Genomic DNA, 16,650 nt, shown 5'->3' on the forward strand with positions numbered 1-16,650 from the left:
ACATGGTTGAGCCGCGAAAAGCGCCGCCGCTTCCCTCCTATCACTTCTTCTGTTGGTGAGCGAAAAAGAACCTTATTCTGAATGTTTCGCGAGAGGAAAGGTCACGATAACCTAAATGTGGAGCATTGATTATAGGGTCTATCGAAATGCATATATGTACTTCGGTTGCCTATTGATTTCATGGCTTCTAGCCAGCTGTGACGGCGCGCCGCTTGCCACTGCTGCTGCAACCATCAATGCCAACCAAACCCCCTCCCCCCTTCCCACCCCCTCAAAGCCCACCGCCATTCCCTCACCGACCACCCTTCTTTCCATTCCGAAAGAACCAATAATTCCTGAGGTTGTTAACCACGTAGAGGTGGTGACCCGCCTGGGGAAAGGAAAGGGTGAACAGGTGGCTTTTTCTCCGGATGGAGACCTGCTGGCTGTGGCTTCTTCGCGCGGCATTTACCTTTACCAAACCGAAGCGCCAGAAAAAGTGCGTTACCTGGATAGCGGCAGCTGGGCCTCCAGCTTGACATTCTCCTCAGACGGTCTGCTTCTAGCTTCAGGGGCAAAAGACGGCACAGTTCTTGTGTGGGGTGTAGCCAGCGGCGAGCGCCTGCGCACCTTGCAAGGTCATAGCGATTCGGTTCAAAGCGTGGCATTTGCTCCGGATAGGAAAGCCCTGGTCTCGGGAGCAATGGATGGTACAGTCATCCTTTGGGACATTCTCAGCGGCGAGCGCCTCACCACCCTTCAAGGGAATGTCACTTCGGTGCGAAGTACGGCCTACACATCGAACGGGCAGGCGCTGGCCTTGAGATACGAAGACAGCGCGGTCATCCTGAGGGATGCTGCCAGCGGCGAGATCATCTACGCCTTGCCAGAAGCCAATGATCGGATCACAAGTGCAGCCTTCTCGCCGGATGGGCGCATCCTGGCTCTAGGATCCAACGAAGGCTCGGTCGTCCTGCGGGACATCACTAGCGGAGAACAACTCCGCCTTCTACAAGTGGGAAATAGTTATGTCAGCAGTCTGGCGTTTTCATCCGATGGACGCACCCTGGCCTCAGGAGGCAGGGAGGAGATCACCTTATGGAATACGGCTACCGGGGACCAATTGGGCATCCTGCAAGGGCACAGTTGGGATGTCAGGAGCGTGGCCTTCGCACCGAATGGGCATACTCTGGCTTCCCTGGGGTCAATTGATGAAACGGTCATCCTGTGGGATACCCTCAGCGGTAAACGTTTACACATCCTGCAAGGATACGGCTCAACCGTAGAAGACCTGGCCTTTTCACCAGACGGGAGCACTCTGACCTGGAGGTCAAGCAGCAAGGTTAACGTTTGGGACGCTGTCTCCGAAGAAATGCTTCAATCCCTGCAAGGGCAAAGTATATTTGTCAACGGCCTGGCCTTTTCACCAGATAGTAGTACTCTGGCATCGGGGGTCAATGAGGAGATTACCTTGTGGGATGTATCTACCGGCAAGCCCAGAGCGAACCTGCAAGGGCACAGCGGGGATGTGCGCTGCCTAGCCTTCTCGCCAGATGGGCATATGCTGGCCTCAGGGTCAGCGGACCAAACGGTGATCCTTTGGGATGTTTCCAGTGGCAAGAGCCTGCGCACCTTGCATGTATACAGTGATTACGATGTCACCAGCCTGGCCTTCTCGCCGAATGGCCGAACCCTGGCTTCAGGGACCCGGTTCCAGATCGATCTGTGGGATGTTGCCAACAAAGAACTGCTCCGCACCTTATCAGGGCCATCTTATTTTGTAAACAGCCTGGCCTTTTCACCGGACGGTAAAACCCTGGCTGCCGCAGGTACAAACACTGCACAAGTTATCCTTATTGACCTTTCCTATCTGGATAATAGTGTATTGAAAGGCCCTAAGGGCGCTTTAACGACGCTGACCTTCTCCCCAGATGGGCGAATCCTGGTCACGGGTTCGGATGACAAGACAATCATTTTGTGGGATGCGATCAGCAAACAGCCACTCCGGACTTTGGAAGGGCAAAGCGATAATGTAACAAGTTTAGCCTTCTCACCAGATGGGCATACCCTGGCCTCAGGATCAGAGGACGGCACAGTTCTTTTATGGGGCGTACGGTAGGTCAGATCTCGCCATTCTGAAAACATGGGAATATAAACCTGTTTTTGATACGACCGGAAAATCTGGCAAAGGGCCGAATCGGTCGGTTTTCAGGATATAATTTATCCATATATGCATATTTTTTCTCCTCAGCAGGAATTTATTACGCCAAATCAGCTCCGAGCAGGAGTGCATCAGGAGCCGATCATGGAACTTCTTCTCACGTCAGCAGGTGCCACCAAAACCAGCAATCATAATATGCTGATTAACTTATTGTGCAAACTGATTGCAAAAGTCACACTCGCAATCAAAGCGCCGCCCCCGACCACCGCTCATGCTCACCGCTGGCCGGCTCTGCGAAAAAATGTTGAATCGTAAACTGCTCATTGAAGGAACCGAATCATGCGAAAAATCATGGTGCTGGAACATATCTCCCTGGACGGCGTGATTCAGGCGCCGGGCGGGCCAGACGAAGACCCCAGCGGCGGCTTCACCCACGGCGGGTGGGTCAGCCCCTTTTCCGATGAAACCCTGGGGACGTTGCTGCGAAAGCAGATGAATCTGCCCTTTGATCTGCTCTTAGGGCGCACCACCTTTGAAATTTGGGAGCCGTACTGGCCTCAGCATGGGGATGTTTGGCCCAACGTCAACAAAGCCGTCAAATACGTGGCCTCCCAAACTCGAAGCTCCAGCCCCTGGCAGCCGTCCGTGTTTTTCAGAGGGGACATTGCCGAGCAAGTGGCCCACCTCAAGCAGCAGCCGGGTGCCGATCTGCACGTTTGGGGCAGCAGCCAGCTGGTTCAGACCCTGATCCAGCATGGGTTGGTGGATACCTTCTGGCTGATGATCTATCCCATCATCTTGGGCACTGGCAAGCGCTTATTTGCCGGCAGCACACCCCCCACCGCCTTCCAGGTGACCGCAAGCACGGTCACCCCAAACGGTGTTGTGGTTATCAACTACGAACGCGCATAAGCGCTTCGCAGAAACCGGAGCCGCGCTCACACCCCAGCCCATCCCAGCGAATTCGGCCCCGTGAGCGCGCAGCCCCGGTTTTCCCCGCTAAATTCCCCCCTTCACCCCAAAAAAAGGGGTTGACAAGCCCCCCATTTTTGGTTACGATAGTCCCAGTTAAAAATTAAATATCTGGAGATCTAGCGGCTGAGTCTCGCGCCCCGCGCGAGATGACGAGGTGGAGGTTCCTCTCTGCGAAGAGAGCGCTAACCCGGTGGGGGCCAAACCGGGAAAAATCGAATGATCAGCGGATGCCTCTGAAGCCTGACCACGGGCTTCTTTCTCCCTTCCCAATCAGCACAAGCTGAAAAACGTCCGGCGACGGGCGTCACAGAGCCTGCGCAGTGGTGTCGAGCCAATTCCCGGCCCGGCCTTGTTTTCGTTTGGAAGGGATGCCCCTCATCCAAGTTGTTTGGCTATTCAACAGGCATGCCTTGCATGCCTGCATATTTTAAGTTAAGGAGATTTGGTATGGACGCAAAAGATCTATTTGCGCGCACCCGTGAAGACGGCGTAAAGTTCATCGCCCTCCAGTTCACCGACGTCACCGGCTCGGTGAAAAGCCTCGATATCCCCGTGGAACAGCTCCCCGGCGCCCTGGAAAACGGGGTGTGGTTCGACGGCTCCTCGGTCGAAGGCTTCGCCCGCATTCAGGAATCCGACATGCACCTGCGCGTGGATATGGACACCTACGCCGTCCTCCCCTGGACTCCCGCCGATCTGCGCCGCGCGCGCCTGTTCTGCGACATCTACACCCCCGACGGCCAGCCCTTCCCCGGCGACCCGCGCGGCGCGCTTAAGCGCATGATCGCCAAGGTCGAAGCCCGCGGCTGGACCTACAACGTCGGCCCTGAACCGGAATTTTTCCTCTTCAAGCGCAACGGCAGCGACACCATTCACCCCGTGCCCTTTGACGTCGGTGGTTATTTTGACTTCTCCCCCAACGACGACGCCGTGCGCGTGCGCTCTGAACTGATGGACACCCTCAACAATATGGGCCTGGAGATTGAGGTCGGCCATCACGAAGTGGCCCTGGGCCAGCACGAAATTGACTTCCGCTTTGCCGAGGCCCTGCGCACCGCTGACAACGTCCTCACCCTCAAATACACCGTCAAAGCCATCGCCGCTCAGCACGGCCTGGTGGCCTCCTTCATGCCCAAGCCCATCTTCGGCATCAACGGCTCCGGCATGCACTGTCACCAGTCCCTGTTTGACGCCAACGGCCAGAACCTGTTCTTCGACCCCACCGACGCCTTCAACCTGTCGCCCCTGGCCTACGGCTTCATCAGCGGCCAGCTGGCCCACGCCCGCGCCCTTTCGGCCGTGGTAGCCCCCTCGGTCAACTCCTACAAGCGCCTCGTTCCCGGCTACGAAGCCCCCGTGTACGTGGGCTGGGCCCAGACCAACCGCTCGGCCCTCATCCGCATCCCGCGCTTCACCAAAGGCCTGGATAAGGCCGTGCGCGCCGAGCTGCGCTGCCCCGACCCCTCCTGCAACCCCTACTTGGCCTTCGCCGCCATGCTGGGCGCCGCCCTGGACGGCATTGACCAGGGCCTCACCCCGCCCGCCCCGCTGCAGAACGTCAACGTCTATCACCTCACCGCGGAGGAACGCGCCGAATTGGGCGTGCGCGAACTGCCCGCCTCCTTGCGCGAGGCCTTGCAGGAACTGGAACGCGATTCCGTCCTGCGCGAAGCCCTGGGCGAAACCGTCTTCGAAGCCTTCTTCCGCGCGAAGTGGGAAGAATGGGACCAATACCGCATTCATGTCATGGATTGGGAAGTTCAGCGCTATTTGGAAGTGGCCTGAGCCGTCGGTTCATGGGGCTGCCCCGCGCCGGGGCGGCCCCAAATTTTTTCTTACTCCTGGGGCGCGCTGCCGTCCACCAGGCGGCAGAACAGGCACAGCCCCGCCGTGGTGGTGGGCTGACCGCAGCTTGGGCAAAATTGCAGCGGCGGCGGCTCCGCGTTCCCCTCTGCCCCGCTCGCAAAGGCCCCCTGGGCTTTGGCCTTCAAAAAGGTGCTGTAAAAGCGCAGCTTGGAGCCCGGCGACTGCTGTTCCAGCTGGTTCAGCAGCGCCTTATTCACCAAAGACGTGCTGCCCACCGCGTGCGGGCACTCTTCATAGACATATTCAATCCCGTTGAGAATGGCGTAGGCGGCTGACTCGCGTTCATAAAAGCGGCACAGCGGCTTCACCTTGCGCGGGAAGCCGGGGCTTTCGGGCAGCACCGGGTTTTGCCGCAGGAGCATATCCACCGACCAGCTCAAGGTATTGTTAAACAGCACCGCCGCCTCATCATCCAGGTTGTGGCCGGTAGCCAGCACCCCGCAGCCCAGGCGCATCGCGGCCTCGTTCATCGAGTGGCGCTTCACCACCCCACACACCGAACAGGCGCGGTGCCGTCCGCGCGCCGTGCGCGCTGCCATCTGCGGGATGGATTCGCCGTAACGCTCCGGCACATGCGTCACCTCCAGCCGCAGCCCGCGCGCCGCGGCAAAAGCCTGCGCCAGCGCCAGCGAATGATCCGAATAGCCCTCGGCTTCTTCAATCCCCAGGTGAATATACAGCCCCACCGTCTCATAGCCCAGCTTGGCCAGCACATCCCACAGCGCCAGCGAATCCTTGCCCCCCGAAACCGCCACCAGCACGCGTTCATCCCTCTTAAACATGCGGTACTTGTGGATGGTGCGCTCGGTCTGTTCCACAAACCATTCCGAAAAATGCTCCCGGCACAGGGCCAGGTTGTGCTGCTTCATCTGCACCGCGGCCTTTCCGCCGCACTTCTTGCAGCGCATCACGTTCATGCCCGCCCCCCAGAAATCACCGCGATCAACTGCGCCGTATCTCCATCGCGCAGCAGGGCGTCATCCGTCAGCAGTTCGCCGTCGCGCAGCACCAAATGCGTCTCCGATGACACCCCCAACCGTGCCAATGCCGCCGCCACGGTGATTTTTTTCTTATCCTCAATGCGGTGTTCCTGCTTGCGTAGAATTAGAATAATGGCCACGAGCACCTCCTGGGGGTATTGTACCATGCCGTGAACAGCCAAATTCGCCCCTTCAAAACGGATCGGCTTTCACTAAAATGGCGTACAATCAATTAGGACTGTTGTCATTCGGCAACGGACGCCCGGGTTATTCTATTCATCAATCTTCTGGTGACTCATGGCCTTATCTGTATCGGTCAAATACCGCATTTCGGGGGACAAACTTGTCGGTTGAGGATCAACACCCGCGTCCTTCTGGCAGCCGCGCCGCGCCCCGGCTGCGCACGCGCTACCTATGGCTCATCACGGCCAGTGTTGCGCTGATTTGGCTTGTCATGGCCGCCTGGATCCTGAACACCGCTCTGAATCAGCTCCACCAGCGCGGAGAAGCCCAGATGCTGCTGGCTGCGCGCGCCACCCAAACCCGCCTGCTGGATTGGTCGCACGAGCGTCTGACCCTGGCCTGTGCGGCCGCGGCCCAGCCCGAAGTGCGCAGCTTTGCCCGCCAGCCCTCCAGCCAAACCGCCCTGGTGGCCGAAGCCATGTCTCCCTTCACCCTGCCCAAACCCGCCGCCCTGGCCGACGGCTGGCATGTGGCGCACCTCGGCGGGGGTTCGCTGGGCAGCCTCGACCTTTCGGACCTGGCCCCCCCTTCCGCCGCCCTCATGCGCGGCGAGCCCGAATTCCAGTTCACCCGCCCCGCGGGTGAACCCCTGTGGATCGCTGCCTGCCCCGTCCGCGACCCCCTGGGCTTTCGCACCGTGGGCATCGTGCGTCTGGGCGGCAATGTCGAGTTCATCCAATCCCGCCTGATCCGCATGCGCGACACAGGCGGCATGGATGTGGATATCTGGGTCTTTGATCAGCACGGCCAAATCATCGCCATGCCCCCGGGAGCCGCGGCCCCGCCCAGCGATGCCGCCCGCCAGGCGCTGCTCTCTCAACCGGCCGCCAAACGCCAGTCCCTGCCCGCCGGAGCCCTCACCCCCAACGCAGCCCAGGCGGTGTGGGTGAGTCTGCCCGAATATTCCCTGAGCATTGTGGCCGTGCAGGACAACAACAGTTTTTACCGCCCCCTGCGCGGGCTGATCCTGCTGCTGATTTTCAGCGGTCTGGCCCTGACGGCCGCCGCGGCATTGGTCAGCGTTTATCTGGCGCGCTGGTCAGCCCGCCGCCTGGCAGCCTTCGCCGCCGCCGCCGAGCAGATGACCGCGGGCGACCCCACCGCCGCCTTTGACGCTGCCCCGCCGCTGGAATTTACCGCCCTGGCCAATGCCCTCACCACCCTGTACAACCATCTTAATGCGGCTGCCCGCGCCTTGCAGGGCCAACTGCATAGGGAAAAAAGCGCCCACACCCGTACCCGCGAACGTCTGACGCAGGAAACCGCCCAACGAAAAAAAGCCGAAGAGGCCCTGCGCGTTCAGCAGCAGCTTTTCAACCTCGGCCCTGTCATGATCCTGCGCCGGCCCGCCGTGGGTGGGCGCTACGCCCTGCAGGCCACCGACAACCTGCGCCAGTTGGGTCATCCCGCCGAGGACTTCCGTCAAGGCAAAATTTCGCTCTCGCGCCTGATCCACCCCGAAGACCGCCCCCTGGTGGAAGCCCGTATCCGCGAATACGACTGGTCTTCCCCCACCCCCCTGGAACAGGATTACCGCGTTGCCCTGCCCTCCGGCGAGGTGCGCTGGCTGCACGACACCACCTACCTGCGCCCTGACGCCAGCGGGGAGACCCTGGTGTACGACTCCTACCTGCTGGATGTCACCCGCCAAAAACTGGCCGAGCGCCTGGTTGCTGAAAACGAAGCCCTCTTCCGCACCCTCATCCACCAGATACCTGACTTCCTGCAAGTGTGGGATCTGCAAAATCACCGATCCTTATTCTGCAACCGGGGCGAGTTCCTGGGGCGGGCCGCCGAATCGTTCTTCGCCCGCGAGCAGTGGATCCATTTTGTTCACCCCCAGGACCAAACCAGAGTGCAGCACGCCTGGCAGTCGGCCCATCAGGAATATCAGGCCGCCGTGGAATTCCGCCTCCAGCGTCAAGATAACAGCTACGCCTGGTATGAAATGCGCCTGCGCCCCCTGCTCACCCCCCACAGCAGCGCCGCCCAATATCTGCTCATCCTCCTGTCCGAAATTGACACGCGCAAGATGATCGAACTTCAGCTGCGCCAATCCGAAACGAAACTGCGCGGGCTGATCGAACAATCCGAAGACGGCATTCTTCTGGCCGATTCCGACGGCTCCATCCTGGAGTGGAACCGCGGGCAGGAGCGCCTCACCGGCGTGCGCCGCGAAGACGCCCTGGGCCGAAAAACCTGGGAGATGACCGCCGCTCTGTGGCCTGCGCGCGAAAAAACCACCAGCGTGCTGCGCAGCCTGCGCGACCAGACCCTGCTCACCTATGAAAAACTGCGCCAAACCGGCCAAAGCCAACAGAGCGAATTGGCCTTGCGCACCCCCGAAGGCGGACAGCGCGTTCTGCAAACCCTCACCTTCCCCATCCATTTGGACAGCCGCATCATCTTTGGGGCCGTCACCCGCGACATCTCCGAATTTAAACAGGCCCAGCAAAAATCGCAGGAATACGCCCGGGAATTGGAAGAGCTGAACGAAGAAGCGCGCCAGTTCGTGTACATCATCTCCCACGACCTGCGCGCCCCTCTGGTGAACCTCAAAGGCTATTCCGCCGAAATCCGCCACGCGCTGGAACGTCTGCACGACCTTTCCCACACCGTCCTGCCTGCCCTGGAAGAAAAGCACGCCCGCGAGCTGCAAACCCAGCTCACCACCAACCTGCCTGAAGCCCTGGAATTTATTGATTCCTCGGTCATCCGCATGGATCATTACATTAACGCCCTCCTCAAGCTCTCGCGCGAGGGCCGCCGCGAGCTGAAATTTGAGCGGGTGGACATGAACGCCCTGATGGCCTCTACCCTTGAATCCCTCTCCCACCAGCTCACCTCGCGCGGCGTCAAGGTGCATGTGGGCCAGCTCCCCACCCTCACCGCCGACCGCACCGCCCTGGAACAGGTGTTTGGCAACCTGATCAACAACGCCGTCATCTATCTGGATCCCAAGCGCCCCGGCGAGCTGGACATCCGCGCCGAGCACACCCCCGAAGGCTTCCTCTTCCAGGTGCGCGATAATGGGCGCGGTATCAGCGCCGAAGACCTGCCCCTGGTCTTCTTACCCTTCCGCCGCGGCAAAACCTCCGACGTGCCCGGCGAAGGGCTGGGTCTGGCCGTGGTGCAGGCCCTCGTCCGCCGCCACAGCGGGCGCATCTGGGTGGAATCCACACCCGACAAAGGCACCACCTTCTTCATCAACATCCCGGCCCACTTGTAACCCCCTTTGGAGTGGATGATGAGCGCAAATCCTACAACCCGTGTTCTCGCCATCGAAGATGATCTCGGCCTTTCGCGCCTCATTCAGCGCCGCCTGGAACGCGCCGGTTATGAGGTGGAATGCGCCTTCAGCGCCGAAGAAGGCTTGCAGCGCTGGGCCGAAGGCAGTTTTCAGGTTTTGCTCACCGACCACATCCTGCCCAACAAAACCGGTCTGGATGTGCTGCGCGCTCTGGCCGAGCTGGGCGATATGCCCCCCGCGGTGATGATCACCGGCGGCGGCAGCGAACACGTGGCCGTTGAAGCCCTCAAACTGGGTGCATCCGAATACATCGTCAAAGACACCGCCGGGAATTTTCTGGATCTGCTGCCCACCGTGTTGGAACAGGTGCTGCGCCAGGCCCAGGTGCGCCGGGAACACCGTGCCGCCGTCGAAGCCCTGCGCGCCAGCGAAGACCGCTACCGCTCTGTGGTTGAAGACCAAACCGATCTGATCTTCCGCGCCAACACCCAGGGCAGCATCACCTTTGCCAACCCTGCCTTTCGCCGCTTCTTTGATTTTCCCGCGGGCATGCCCGAAATCCCCCTGGAGGCTTCCCCCTTCGCCGCCGACCGTATGCGCTTGATCCAACTGGCAGCGCAGTTGACCCCCGAAAACGCCACCGCCTCTATCGAACAGCACATTCAGGATCAACGTCTGGGCGAGCACCGCATCAACTGGACCTTCCGCGGCATTTTTGATCCCAGCGGTACGCTGGTTGAAGTGCAGGGCGTGGGCTGGGATATCACCGAACGCTATGCGATGGAAGAGCAGCTGCGCCAAAGCGAACTGAAGCTGCGCACCCTCTTTCAGCGCTCGAACGATTTCTTATTCCTCACCGACGAGACTGGCCGCATCACCAATTGGAACGCCGCTGGCGAAGCGCTGACCGGTTTCTCCTTCAACGATGTGCAGGGGAAATACATCTGGGATATTCAATACCAGTTGATCCACCCAGAAAACCGCTCTCCTGATAAATATCAGAACATTTATAATGTCCTTTCCCAGCTACTCACCGCGGTTGAGTCGGATTACAGCGGCAAAATTGTGGAATCAGAGCTGCATGCCAAAGACGGCTCCATCCGCATTGCCCAGCAAAAAATCACCGTCATCCCCACCCAAAAAGGGCACACCCTCTTTGGCATCATCCGCGACATCACCGAATACGCCCGCGCCGCCCGTGAGCTGCGCGAACGCGACTTGCGCCTGCGCATGATCGCCGATAACATTCTGGATGTCATCTGTGAAACCGACCTGAGCGGCATGCTGCGCTATGTCAGCCCCTCCAGCCTGACCGTATTCGGCTGCCTGCCCGAAACCCTGCTGGGCATGTCCATCCACCGCTTTTTCGCCCACGCCGATCAGCCCGATTTCGGCTCCTTCCTGGCGCAGGTCTCCAGCCAAAACATCCCCGGAAAAATCGAACACCGCTTTCAGCGTCCCGACGGCTCTCTCATCTGGTTAGAATCCATCGCCAGCCCGCTGAAAAATGAGGCCGGAGCTTTAGCCGGAATCGTGATTAACTCGCGCGACATCACCCAGCGCAAAGAGGCCGAGGAATCGCTGCGCGTTTTGAACCAGGAGCTTTCCACCTGGGTGTCCGAATTGGAGCACCGCAACAGCGAAGTCACCACCATCAATGAGATGGGCGAAATGCTGCAAAGCTGCCAATCCTGGCCAGATGCCTTTCAGGTGGTCAGCCGGTACGCGCAGCGCCTTTTCCCCTCCCAGGCGGGCGCCTTATTCTCCTACACGGAATCCAAAGAATGGATGGAAGCGGCCGTGTCTTGGGGCAGCCCGCAGCAGACCGCGCTCAGTTTTGGGCCGCAGGATTGCTGGGCGCTGCGCCGCGGGCGGATTCACCGCCTGAACCCCGCCCACAGCCCCCTGTTCTGCGTTCACAGCCAAAAACCCGCATCCGGCGAAGTCGCCCTCCATTCCATCTGCATCCCCCTCATCGCCCAAACCGAATCACTGGGCATTTTCTATCTGGAACTCGCCCCCGGCCAATCCATGAACCATTGGGAGGCCCTGGCGGTCATGGTGGCCGACCGCATCGCCCTGGCCCTGGCCAACCTGGGCTTGCGCGTTACCCTCCACGAACAGGCCATCCGCGACCCCCTCACCAAATGCTTCAACCGCCGCTTTATGGAAGCCACCCTGGAGCGCGAGGTCACTTCGGCCCAACGCCACGAGCGCCCGCTGGCCTTGATTATGCTGGATATTGACCACTTCAAGCACTTCAACGACCATTTCAGCTACGCCGCGGGCGACGCTCTCCTGGTGGAGCTGGCTGATTTACTGCTGCAAAACGTGCGTTCCAGCGACGTGGTTTGCCGTTACGGCGGCGAAGAGTTTATGCTCATCCTGCTGGAATCCACCCTCGATAACGCCCTGCGGCGCGCCAGTGAAATCCAGATTCTCATCCGCAACCTGCGCCTCATCCACCGCGGTCAACCCCTGGGGGCGGTCACAGTTTCGCTGGGCGTGGCAGCCTTCCCCCAACACGGCACCACCGGCGAAGAATTGCTGCGCTCGGTGGACACCGCCCTGCACCACGCCAAAAACACCGGCCGCGACCGCATCAGCATCGCCGAATAACCCCCCCTCGTTACCCTCCGAAATTCTTCACGGCCATCTCGGCGATGGCCTCGCCAATGCGGATGGAGGCGGTGGCCGCCGGGGAGGGCGCGTTCAGCACGTGCACCATGCGCTCGGCTTCCACAATGCGGAAATCATCCACCAGCATGCCGTTCGGCTCCAAGGCCTGCGCGCGCACGCCCGCCCCCCCGCGGCGCAGGTCTTCTTCGCGCAGGTCGGGCAGCAGCCGCTGCAGCGCGCGCGTAAAGGCCTTTTTAGAGAACGAACGGTAAAACTCACCCAGGCCGGTCTTCCAATACTTCATGGACATGCGCCAGAAGCCGCTGTATGCAGCGTATTCCAACACGTCCCGCGGCGAGAAACTCCAGCGGGTATACCCTTCGCGTTTGAAGGACAAAACCGCGTTGGGGCCGGCTTCCACCCCGCCTTTGGCCATGCGGGTGAAATGCACCCCCAGGAACGGGAAGCGCGGGTCCGGCACCGGGTAAATCAGATTCCGCACCAGATGCGCCTTTTCGGGCACAATTTCATAGTATTCACCGCGGAAGGGGATAATTTGCAGCTTGGGATCCAGACCGCACAGGCGCGCGATGCGGTCCGACTGCAAGCCGCCGCAGTTGATCAGATTACGGCAGTGCAGGGTGCCCTGGTTGGTCTCAATGGCAAACTGCCCCCCATCGCGCTTCACCCCCAAAAAGCGCGTGCCGGTCAAAATGCGCCCGCCGCCCGCCTGCACACGCCGCGCGTAAGCTTCCACCACCTGGGTGTAGTTGACAATGCCGGTCTGGGGCACAAACAGCCCTGCGATCCCCGCTGCGTGCGGCTCATATTCGCGGATTTCTTCGGCTTCCAGCCGCCGCATCCCCTCCAGCCCATTGGCCCGCCCGCGCTCGGTCAGCACCTCCAAAGCGGGCATCTCGCCGGGGCGGGTGGCCACCACAACTTTGCCGCAGGTCTCGTGGGGAATGCCCTCCGCTTCGCAAAAGTCCAGCAAGGCGCGGCGCCCTTCAATGCACAGGCGCGCCTTCAAGGAGCCGGGCTTATAGTACAGCCCGGAATGGATCACCCCGCTGTTGTGGCCGGTCTGGTGGCGGGCCAGGCCCTCTTCGGCCTCGATCACCGTCACCCGTAAATGCCGCCCGCAGGTTAACGCCATCGCGGTGGCCATGCCCACAACCCCACCGCCGATAATGGTGACATCGCACACGCCGTCGCTCATATCCCCGTCCTTGGGTTCGTCATCGGAACAAAGCTATCCACGGCTAAATTGTACAGAAGAACAGTCAAAAATGCAAAACTTTCTCGCACCCCCCCGCGCCGTTCCCACCTGAGTGTGATACAATCCACCCCGTGACCCGCCAAATCAACCCCCGAATGCTGCAAGCCGAACCGATGCGCCGCTGCCGCCTGCATCAATGTCAGGCTGCCTGCTGCCTGCACGGGGTATGGCTGGATCTAGGCGAAGTGGAAGCCCTGCGCCAGCGCGCGCCGCAGATTGCCCCCTTCCTGCCGCCCGAGCGCCGCGATCCGCAAGGCTGGTTCACCGGCTTGCCCGAAGAAGACCCTCACAGCCCGTCGGGGCAGGTGCTGCATTCCACCGTGCTGCCCACTCCCTGGCATTACGGCGGCACGGCCTGTGTTTTCCTGCGCCGCGACTTCAAATGTGCCCTGCAGACGGCCGCGCACAGCGCCGGTCTGCACCCCTGGGCCTGGAAACCCTTTTACTGCATCCTGCACCCCCTCGACCTGGACGACCAGGGGCGCATCACCCTGGATGAGGCCGCGCTGCTGTTGGACGAGCCCGGCTCCTGCCTGCGCCCTTCTCCCACCCCCCTGCCCCTGTTGGCTACCTTTGAAGAAGAACTGCGCTACTTTTTGGGGGACGAGGCCTACGAGGCTCTGGCCCGCCAGCAGGGGCTGCCCATGCCCCCAACCCAGAACCCGCCTTCAGCCCCCTGAGCGCACCCTTGCGGCTTAAAAGCACTCTCCCCTTAGCGGGGAGAGTGTGTGGAGGGGGGAGATAATGGCAGTTTGAATCAGCCTCAACCCGTTGAGGCGGCGGGCAGAACCCAGGGTGAAATTGCAGAGCAGACTGCCGATCCGCCCTGCAATACACCCCCCTGAGGATTACGTCTAGCGCTGCCGATTGCGCAGGAACGCCGGAATGTCCAAATCGTCCGTATTCAAAACACGCGCCTGAAATTCGGTCGGCCCAGGTTGGGCAGGCCGCTGTCCTAGCGCCGGTGTCTCCGCGGGCCGGCTCACCGGGCGAGCGGCCGCAACCGTCTGCGGATCGCGGGCGCGGTCCACCAGCGTAGCGGGCTGCATCGGTGAGCTGTGGTCAAAACCCGTGGCGATCACGGTCACGCGCAGTTCATCACCCATGTTGGGATCAATCACGGCACCAAAGATCAGGTTCACATCCGGGTGAGCCGTTTCCTTGATGATGGCCGCAGCCTGGTTGACCTCGAACAGGGTCAGGCTGTTGCCGCCGGTCACGTTGAACAGGATACCGCGCGCACCGTCAATGGTGATGTCCAGCAGCTGGCTGGAAATCGCCGCTTCGGCCGCCACACGCGCCCGTTCCTCGCCCGAGGCCGTACCCACGGCCATCAGCGCCGCGCCGCCTTCGCTCATGATGGCGCGCACATCTGCAAAGTCCAGGTTGATCAGGCCGGGGACGGTGATCAGCTCGGAAATGCCCTGAATACCCTGGCGCAGCACGTCGTCGGCCACCATAAAGGCTTCCTGCAGGCTGGCGCGCTTATCCACGATTTGCAGCAGCTTATCGTTGGGGATCACGATGAGGGTGTCGGCGTGTTCCTTCAGGCGAGAAATGCCGCCTTCCGCCGATTTCTGCCGCCGCATGCCTTCGAAGGTGAAGGGCCGCGTCACCACGCCGATGGTCAGCGCGCCCACGTCCTTGGCGATCTGGGCCACAATGGGAGCCGCGCCCGTGCCGGTACCGCCGCCCAGGCCCGCGGTCACGAAGACCATATCGCTCCCGCGCAGCACCTCGTAGAGCGCTTCCGCTGACTCTTCGGCCGCCTTGGCCCCCATCTCGGGGTTGCCGCCCGCGCCCAAACCGCGCGTGGACTTATCGCCAATGCGAACCCGGGTTTGCGCCTTGGAAAGCTGCAAGGCCTGTCCATCCGTGTTCACGGTGATGAACTCGATCCCTTGCAAACCTTCGTCAATCATCCGGTTGACGGCGTTGCAGCCGCCACCGCCCACACCGACCACCTTGATGCGGGCAAACGACTCGTTTTGGTTCTGACCGAACTGTTCCATGGTTTCCTCCTCCACATTAATGATGAACCGCAGTCATTTTCGAGATAATTACGGAAGCATACGCTTCAAGAAATTTTTGATGATTTCCCAATTGACATTACCTCCTCCACGAGGCCGCCGTCCGCGGGGTGAAACCGGCATGGTCTCGCTCATCATCAAGGCCCAATACAGCAGCCCTACGCTGGTGGAATACGCCGGTGAATGTAATTGATCCACCAGGCCCACCAAATTGTCCGGCTTGGCAATCCGCACCGGCAGCCCCAGCACTTCGCTGGCCAGGGTGCGGATCCCCGGTAAATTGCTCATCCCGCCGGTCAAAACCATCCCCGCCGGAAGCATGCCGTCGTACCCGGAACGCTTAATCTCTTGCAGCACCAGGTCGAAGATCTCTTCCACCCGGGCTTCAATGATGTGCGCCAGGTCTTTGCGGCTGACAATTTCTGCCTGCTCTTCACCAAAGGGGCGCATGGTAAAGGTGTCGTCCGCCGCTACCTCGCGCTCCAGAGCATACCCGTATTGTTTCTTGATCTCTTCGGCCTGATCCATCGGCAGCCGCAGGCCGTGGGCGATGTCGGAAGTCACGTGGTTGCCCCCCACCGCAATCACCATGGTGTGCCAGACATCCCCGTCAATGTAGATGGCCAGGTCTGTCGTCCCCCCGCCGATATCGCAGACCACCGCGCCCATCTGCCGTTCGGTTTCCGAAAGCACCACCTCGGCCGAAGCCAGCGGGTTCAGCACAAATTGAGTGGCCTCAACCCCCGCTGCCTGCACGCTCTGGCGCAGATTTTCCACCGTGGTGGCCGCGGCGGTGATGATGTGGGCTTCCATCTCCAGCCGGAAACCGTGCATCCCTACCGGCATGCGAATGCCGTCCTGCCCGTCCACCACAAAACCGCGCTGGATCACGTGAATGATCTCGCGGTTATGCGGAATGGCCACGGCCTGGGCGGCTTCGAGGGCGCGCTCCACATCATCCTGATCAATCATGCGGCCCGAAACGCCCACCACCCCACGGCTGTTCACCGAGGAAACGTGCGAGCCAGCCAGGCTGACCAAAGCCGAGGTGATCTCCAGGCCGGATGTGCGCTGCGCCTTTTCCACCGAACGTGCGATGGACTGTGTGGCTGCCCCCAGATCCACAATCGTCCCTTTGCGAATACCCTGAGACGGTTCGATCCCTACGCCCAAAATGCGCAGCCCGCGTTCGCCTTCTACCCGCGCCACCAGGGTGCAGACTTTGGTCGTGCCGATATCAATGCCCACCACAATAGGTTCGTCCATAG

Annotated in this window: 12 protein-coding genes; 7 read left to right on the plus strand and 5 right to left on the minus strand. The window is 60.8% G+C overall.

The features are described 5' to 3' along the window. Positions 1–154: 154 nt before the first annotated feature. The 4 genes from ADN01_RS11310 to ADN01_RS11320 all read left to right on the plus strand — a co-directional run bounded on the left by ADN01_RS11310 (position 155) and on the right by ADN01_RS11320 (position 4,900). Positions 155–2,098, plus strand: a complete 1,944-nt coding sequence (locus ADN01_RS11310; protein WP_160318419.1) for a WD40 repeat domain-containing protein — start codon at positions 155–157, stop codon at positions 2,096–2,098. Positions 2,099–2,209: 111 nt separating this feature from the next. Beyond that, positions 2,210–2,455 (plus strand): hypothetical protein, encoded by a 246-nt coding sequence (locus ADN01_RS19290; protein ID WP_147239002.1) that lies wholly within the window; start codon positions 2,210–2,212, stop codon positions 2,453–2,455. A 24-nt stretch (positions 2,456–2,479) separates the two neighbouring features. Continuing rightward, complete coding sequence (locus tag ADN01_RS11315; RefSeq protein WP_062417699.1) at positions 2,480–3,052, plus strand: dihydrofolate reductase family protein; 573 nt, start codon at positions 2,480–2,482, stop codon at positions 3,050–3,052. 510 nt (positions 3,053–3,562) lie between these two features. Then, positions 3,563–4,900, plus strand: coding sequence for a glutamine synthetase family protein (locus ADN01_RS11320; protein WP_062417698.1), 1,338 nt, complete (start codon positions 3,563–3,565; stop codon positions 4,898–4,900). A gap of 50 nt (positions 4,901–4,950) precedes the next feature. Here ADN01_RS11320 and ADN01_RS11325 read toward each other — a convergent pair whose 3' ends face one another. Further along, on the minus strand, positions 4,951–5,898 hold the full coding sequence (locus ADN01_RS11325; RefSeq protein ID WP_201778674.1) for an ATP-binding protein: 948 nt from the start codon (positions 5,896–5,898) through the stop codon (positions 4,951–4,953). Beyond that, complete coding sequence (locus ADN01_RS11330; protein WP_062417697.1) at positions 5,895–6,101, minus strand: MoaD/ThiS family protein; 207 nt, start codon at positions 6,099–6,101, stop codon at positions 5,895–5,897. The genes ADN01_RS11325 and ADN01_RS11330 overlap by 4 nt, the downstream gene beginning before the upstream one ends. Positions 6,102–6,304: 203 nt before the next feature. On the opposite strand from ADN01_RS11330, the gene ADN01_RS11335 reads away from it, so the two are divergent. After that, positions 6,305–9,433 carry a sensor histidine kinase gene (locus ADN01_RS11335; protein WP_062417696.1) on the plus strand — a complete coding sequence of 1,043 codons (3,129 nt, stop codon included), beginning with the start codon at positions 6,305–6,307 and terminating at the stop codon, positions 9,431–9,433. An 18-nt stretch (positions 9,434–9,451) separates the two neighbouring features. After that, complete coding sequence (locus tag ADN01_RS11340; RefSeq protein WP_062417695.1) at positions 9,452–12,073, plus strand: diguanylate cyclase; 2,622 nt, start codon at positions 9,452–9,454, stop codon at positions 12,071–12,073. Positions 12,074–12,083: 10 nt separating this feature from the next. Here the strand turns inward: ADN01_RS11340 and lhgO are convergent, their stop codons facing one another. Beyond that, on the minus strand, positions 12,084–13,292 hold the full coding sequence (lhgO, locus tag ADN01_RS11345) for an L-2-hydroxyglutarate oxidase (protein WP_062417694.1): 1,209 nt from the start codon (positions 13,290–13,292) through the stop codon (positions 12,084–12,086). A gap of 131 nt (positions 13,293–13,423) precedes the next feature. On the opposite strand from lhgO, the gene ADN01_RS11350 reads away from it, so the two are divergent. After that, positions 13,424–14,032 (plus strand): DUF3109 family protein, encoded by a 609-nt coding sequence (locus ADN01_RS11350; RefSeq protein ID WP_075071142.1) that lies wholly within the window; start codon positions 13,424–13,426, stop codon positions 14,030–14,032. A 174-nt stretch (positions 14,033–14,206) separates the two neighbouring features. Here ADN01_RS11350 and ftsZ read toward each other — a convergent pair whose 3' ends face one another. Together ftsZ and ftsA are read right to left on the minus strand one after the other, a co-directional pair. Beyond that, complete coding sequence (gene ftsZ / locus ADN01_RS11355) at positions 14,207–15,364, minus strand: cell division protein FtsZ (protein WP_062417692.1); 1,158 nt, start codon at positions 15,362–15,364, stop codon at positions 14,207–14,209. A gap of 48 nt (positions 15,365–15,412) precedes the next feature. Beyond that, a complete protein-coding gene (gene ftsA / locus ADN01_RS11360) occupies positions 15,413–16,648 on the minus strand; it encodes a cell division protein FtsA (protein WP_075071143.1) in 1,236 nt (411 codons plus the stop codon). Positions 16,649–16,650: the final 2 nt, after the last annotated feature.

The sequence above is a fragment of the Levilinea saccharolytica genome (assembly GCF_001306035.1).
Lineage (GTDB): Bacteria > Chloroflexota > Anaerolineae > Anaerolineales > Anaerolineaceae > Levilinea > Levilinea saccharolytica.

What these genes read in the sequence shown, in the direction of transcription:
- ftsA (WP_075071143.1), bottom strand. Translation starts at nt 16,648, where the DNA reads ATGGACGAACCTATTGTGGTGGGCATTGATATCGGCACGACCAAAGTC.
- lhgO (WP_062417694.1), bottom strand. Translation starts at nt 13,292, where the DNA reads ATGAGCGACGGCGTGTGCGATGTCACCATTATCGGCGGTGGGGTTGTG.
- ADN01_RS19290 (WP_147239002.1), top strand. Translation starts at nt 2,210, where the DNA reads ATGCATATTTTTTCTCCTCAGCAGGAATTTATTACGCCAAATCAGCTC.
- ADN01_RS11315 (WP_062417699.1), top strand. Translation starts at nt 2,480, where the DNA reads ATGCGAAAAATCATGGTGCTGGAACATATCTCCCTGGACGGCGTGATT.
- ADN01_RS11340 (WP_062417695.1), top strand. Translation starts at nt 9,452, where the DNA reads ATGAGCGCAAATCCTACAACCCGTGTTCTCGCCATCGAAGATGATCTC.
- ADN01_RS11320 (WP_062417698.1), top strand. Translation starts at nt 3,563, where the DNA reads ATGGACGCAAAAGATCTATTTGCGCGCACCCGTGAAGACGGCGTAAAG.
- ADN01_RS11310 (WP_160318419.1), top strand. Translation starts at nt 155, where the DNA reads ATGTACTTCGGTTGCCTATTGATTTCATGGCTTCTAGCCAGCTGTGAC.
- ADN01_RS11325 (WP_201778674.1), bottom strand. Translation starts at nt 5,898, where the DNA reads ATGAACGTGATGCGCTGCAAGAAGTGCGGCGGAAAGGCCGCGGTGCAG.
- ftsZ (WP_062417692.1), bottom strand. Translation starts at nt 15,364, where the DNA reads ATGGAACAGTTCGGTCAGAACCAAAACGAGTCGTTTGCCCGCATCAAG.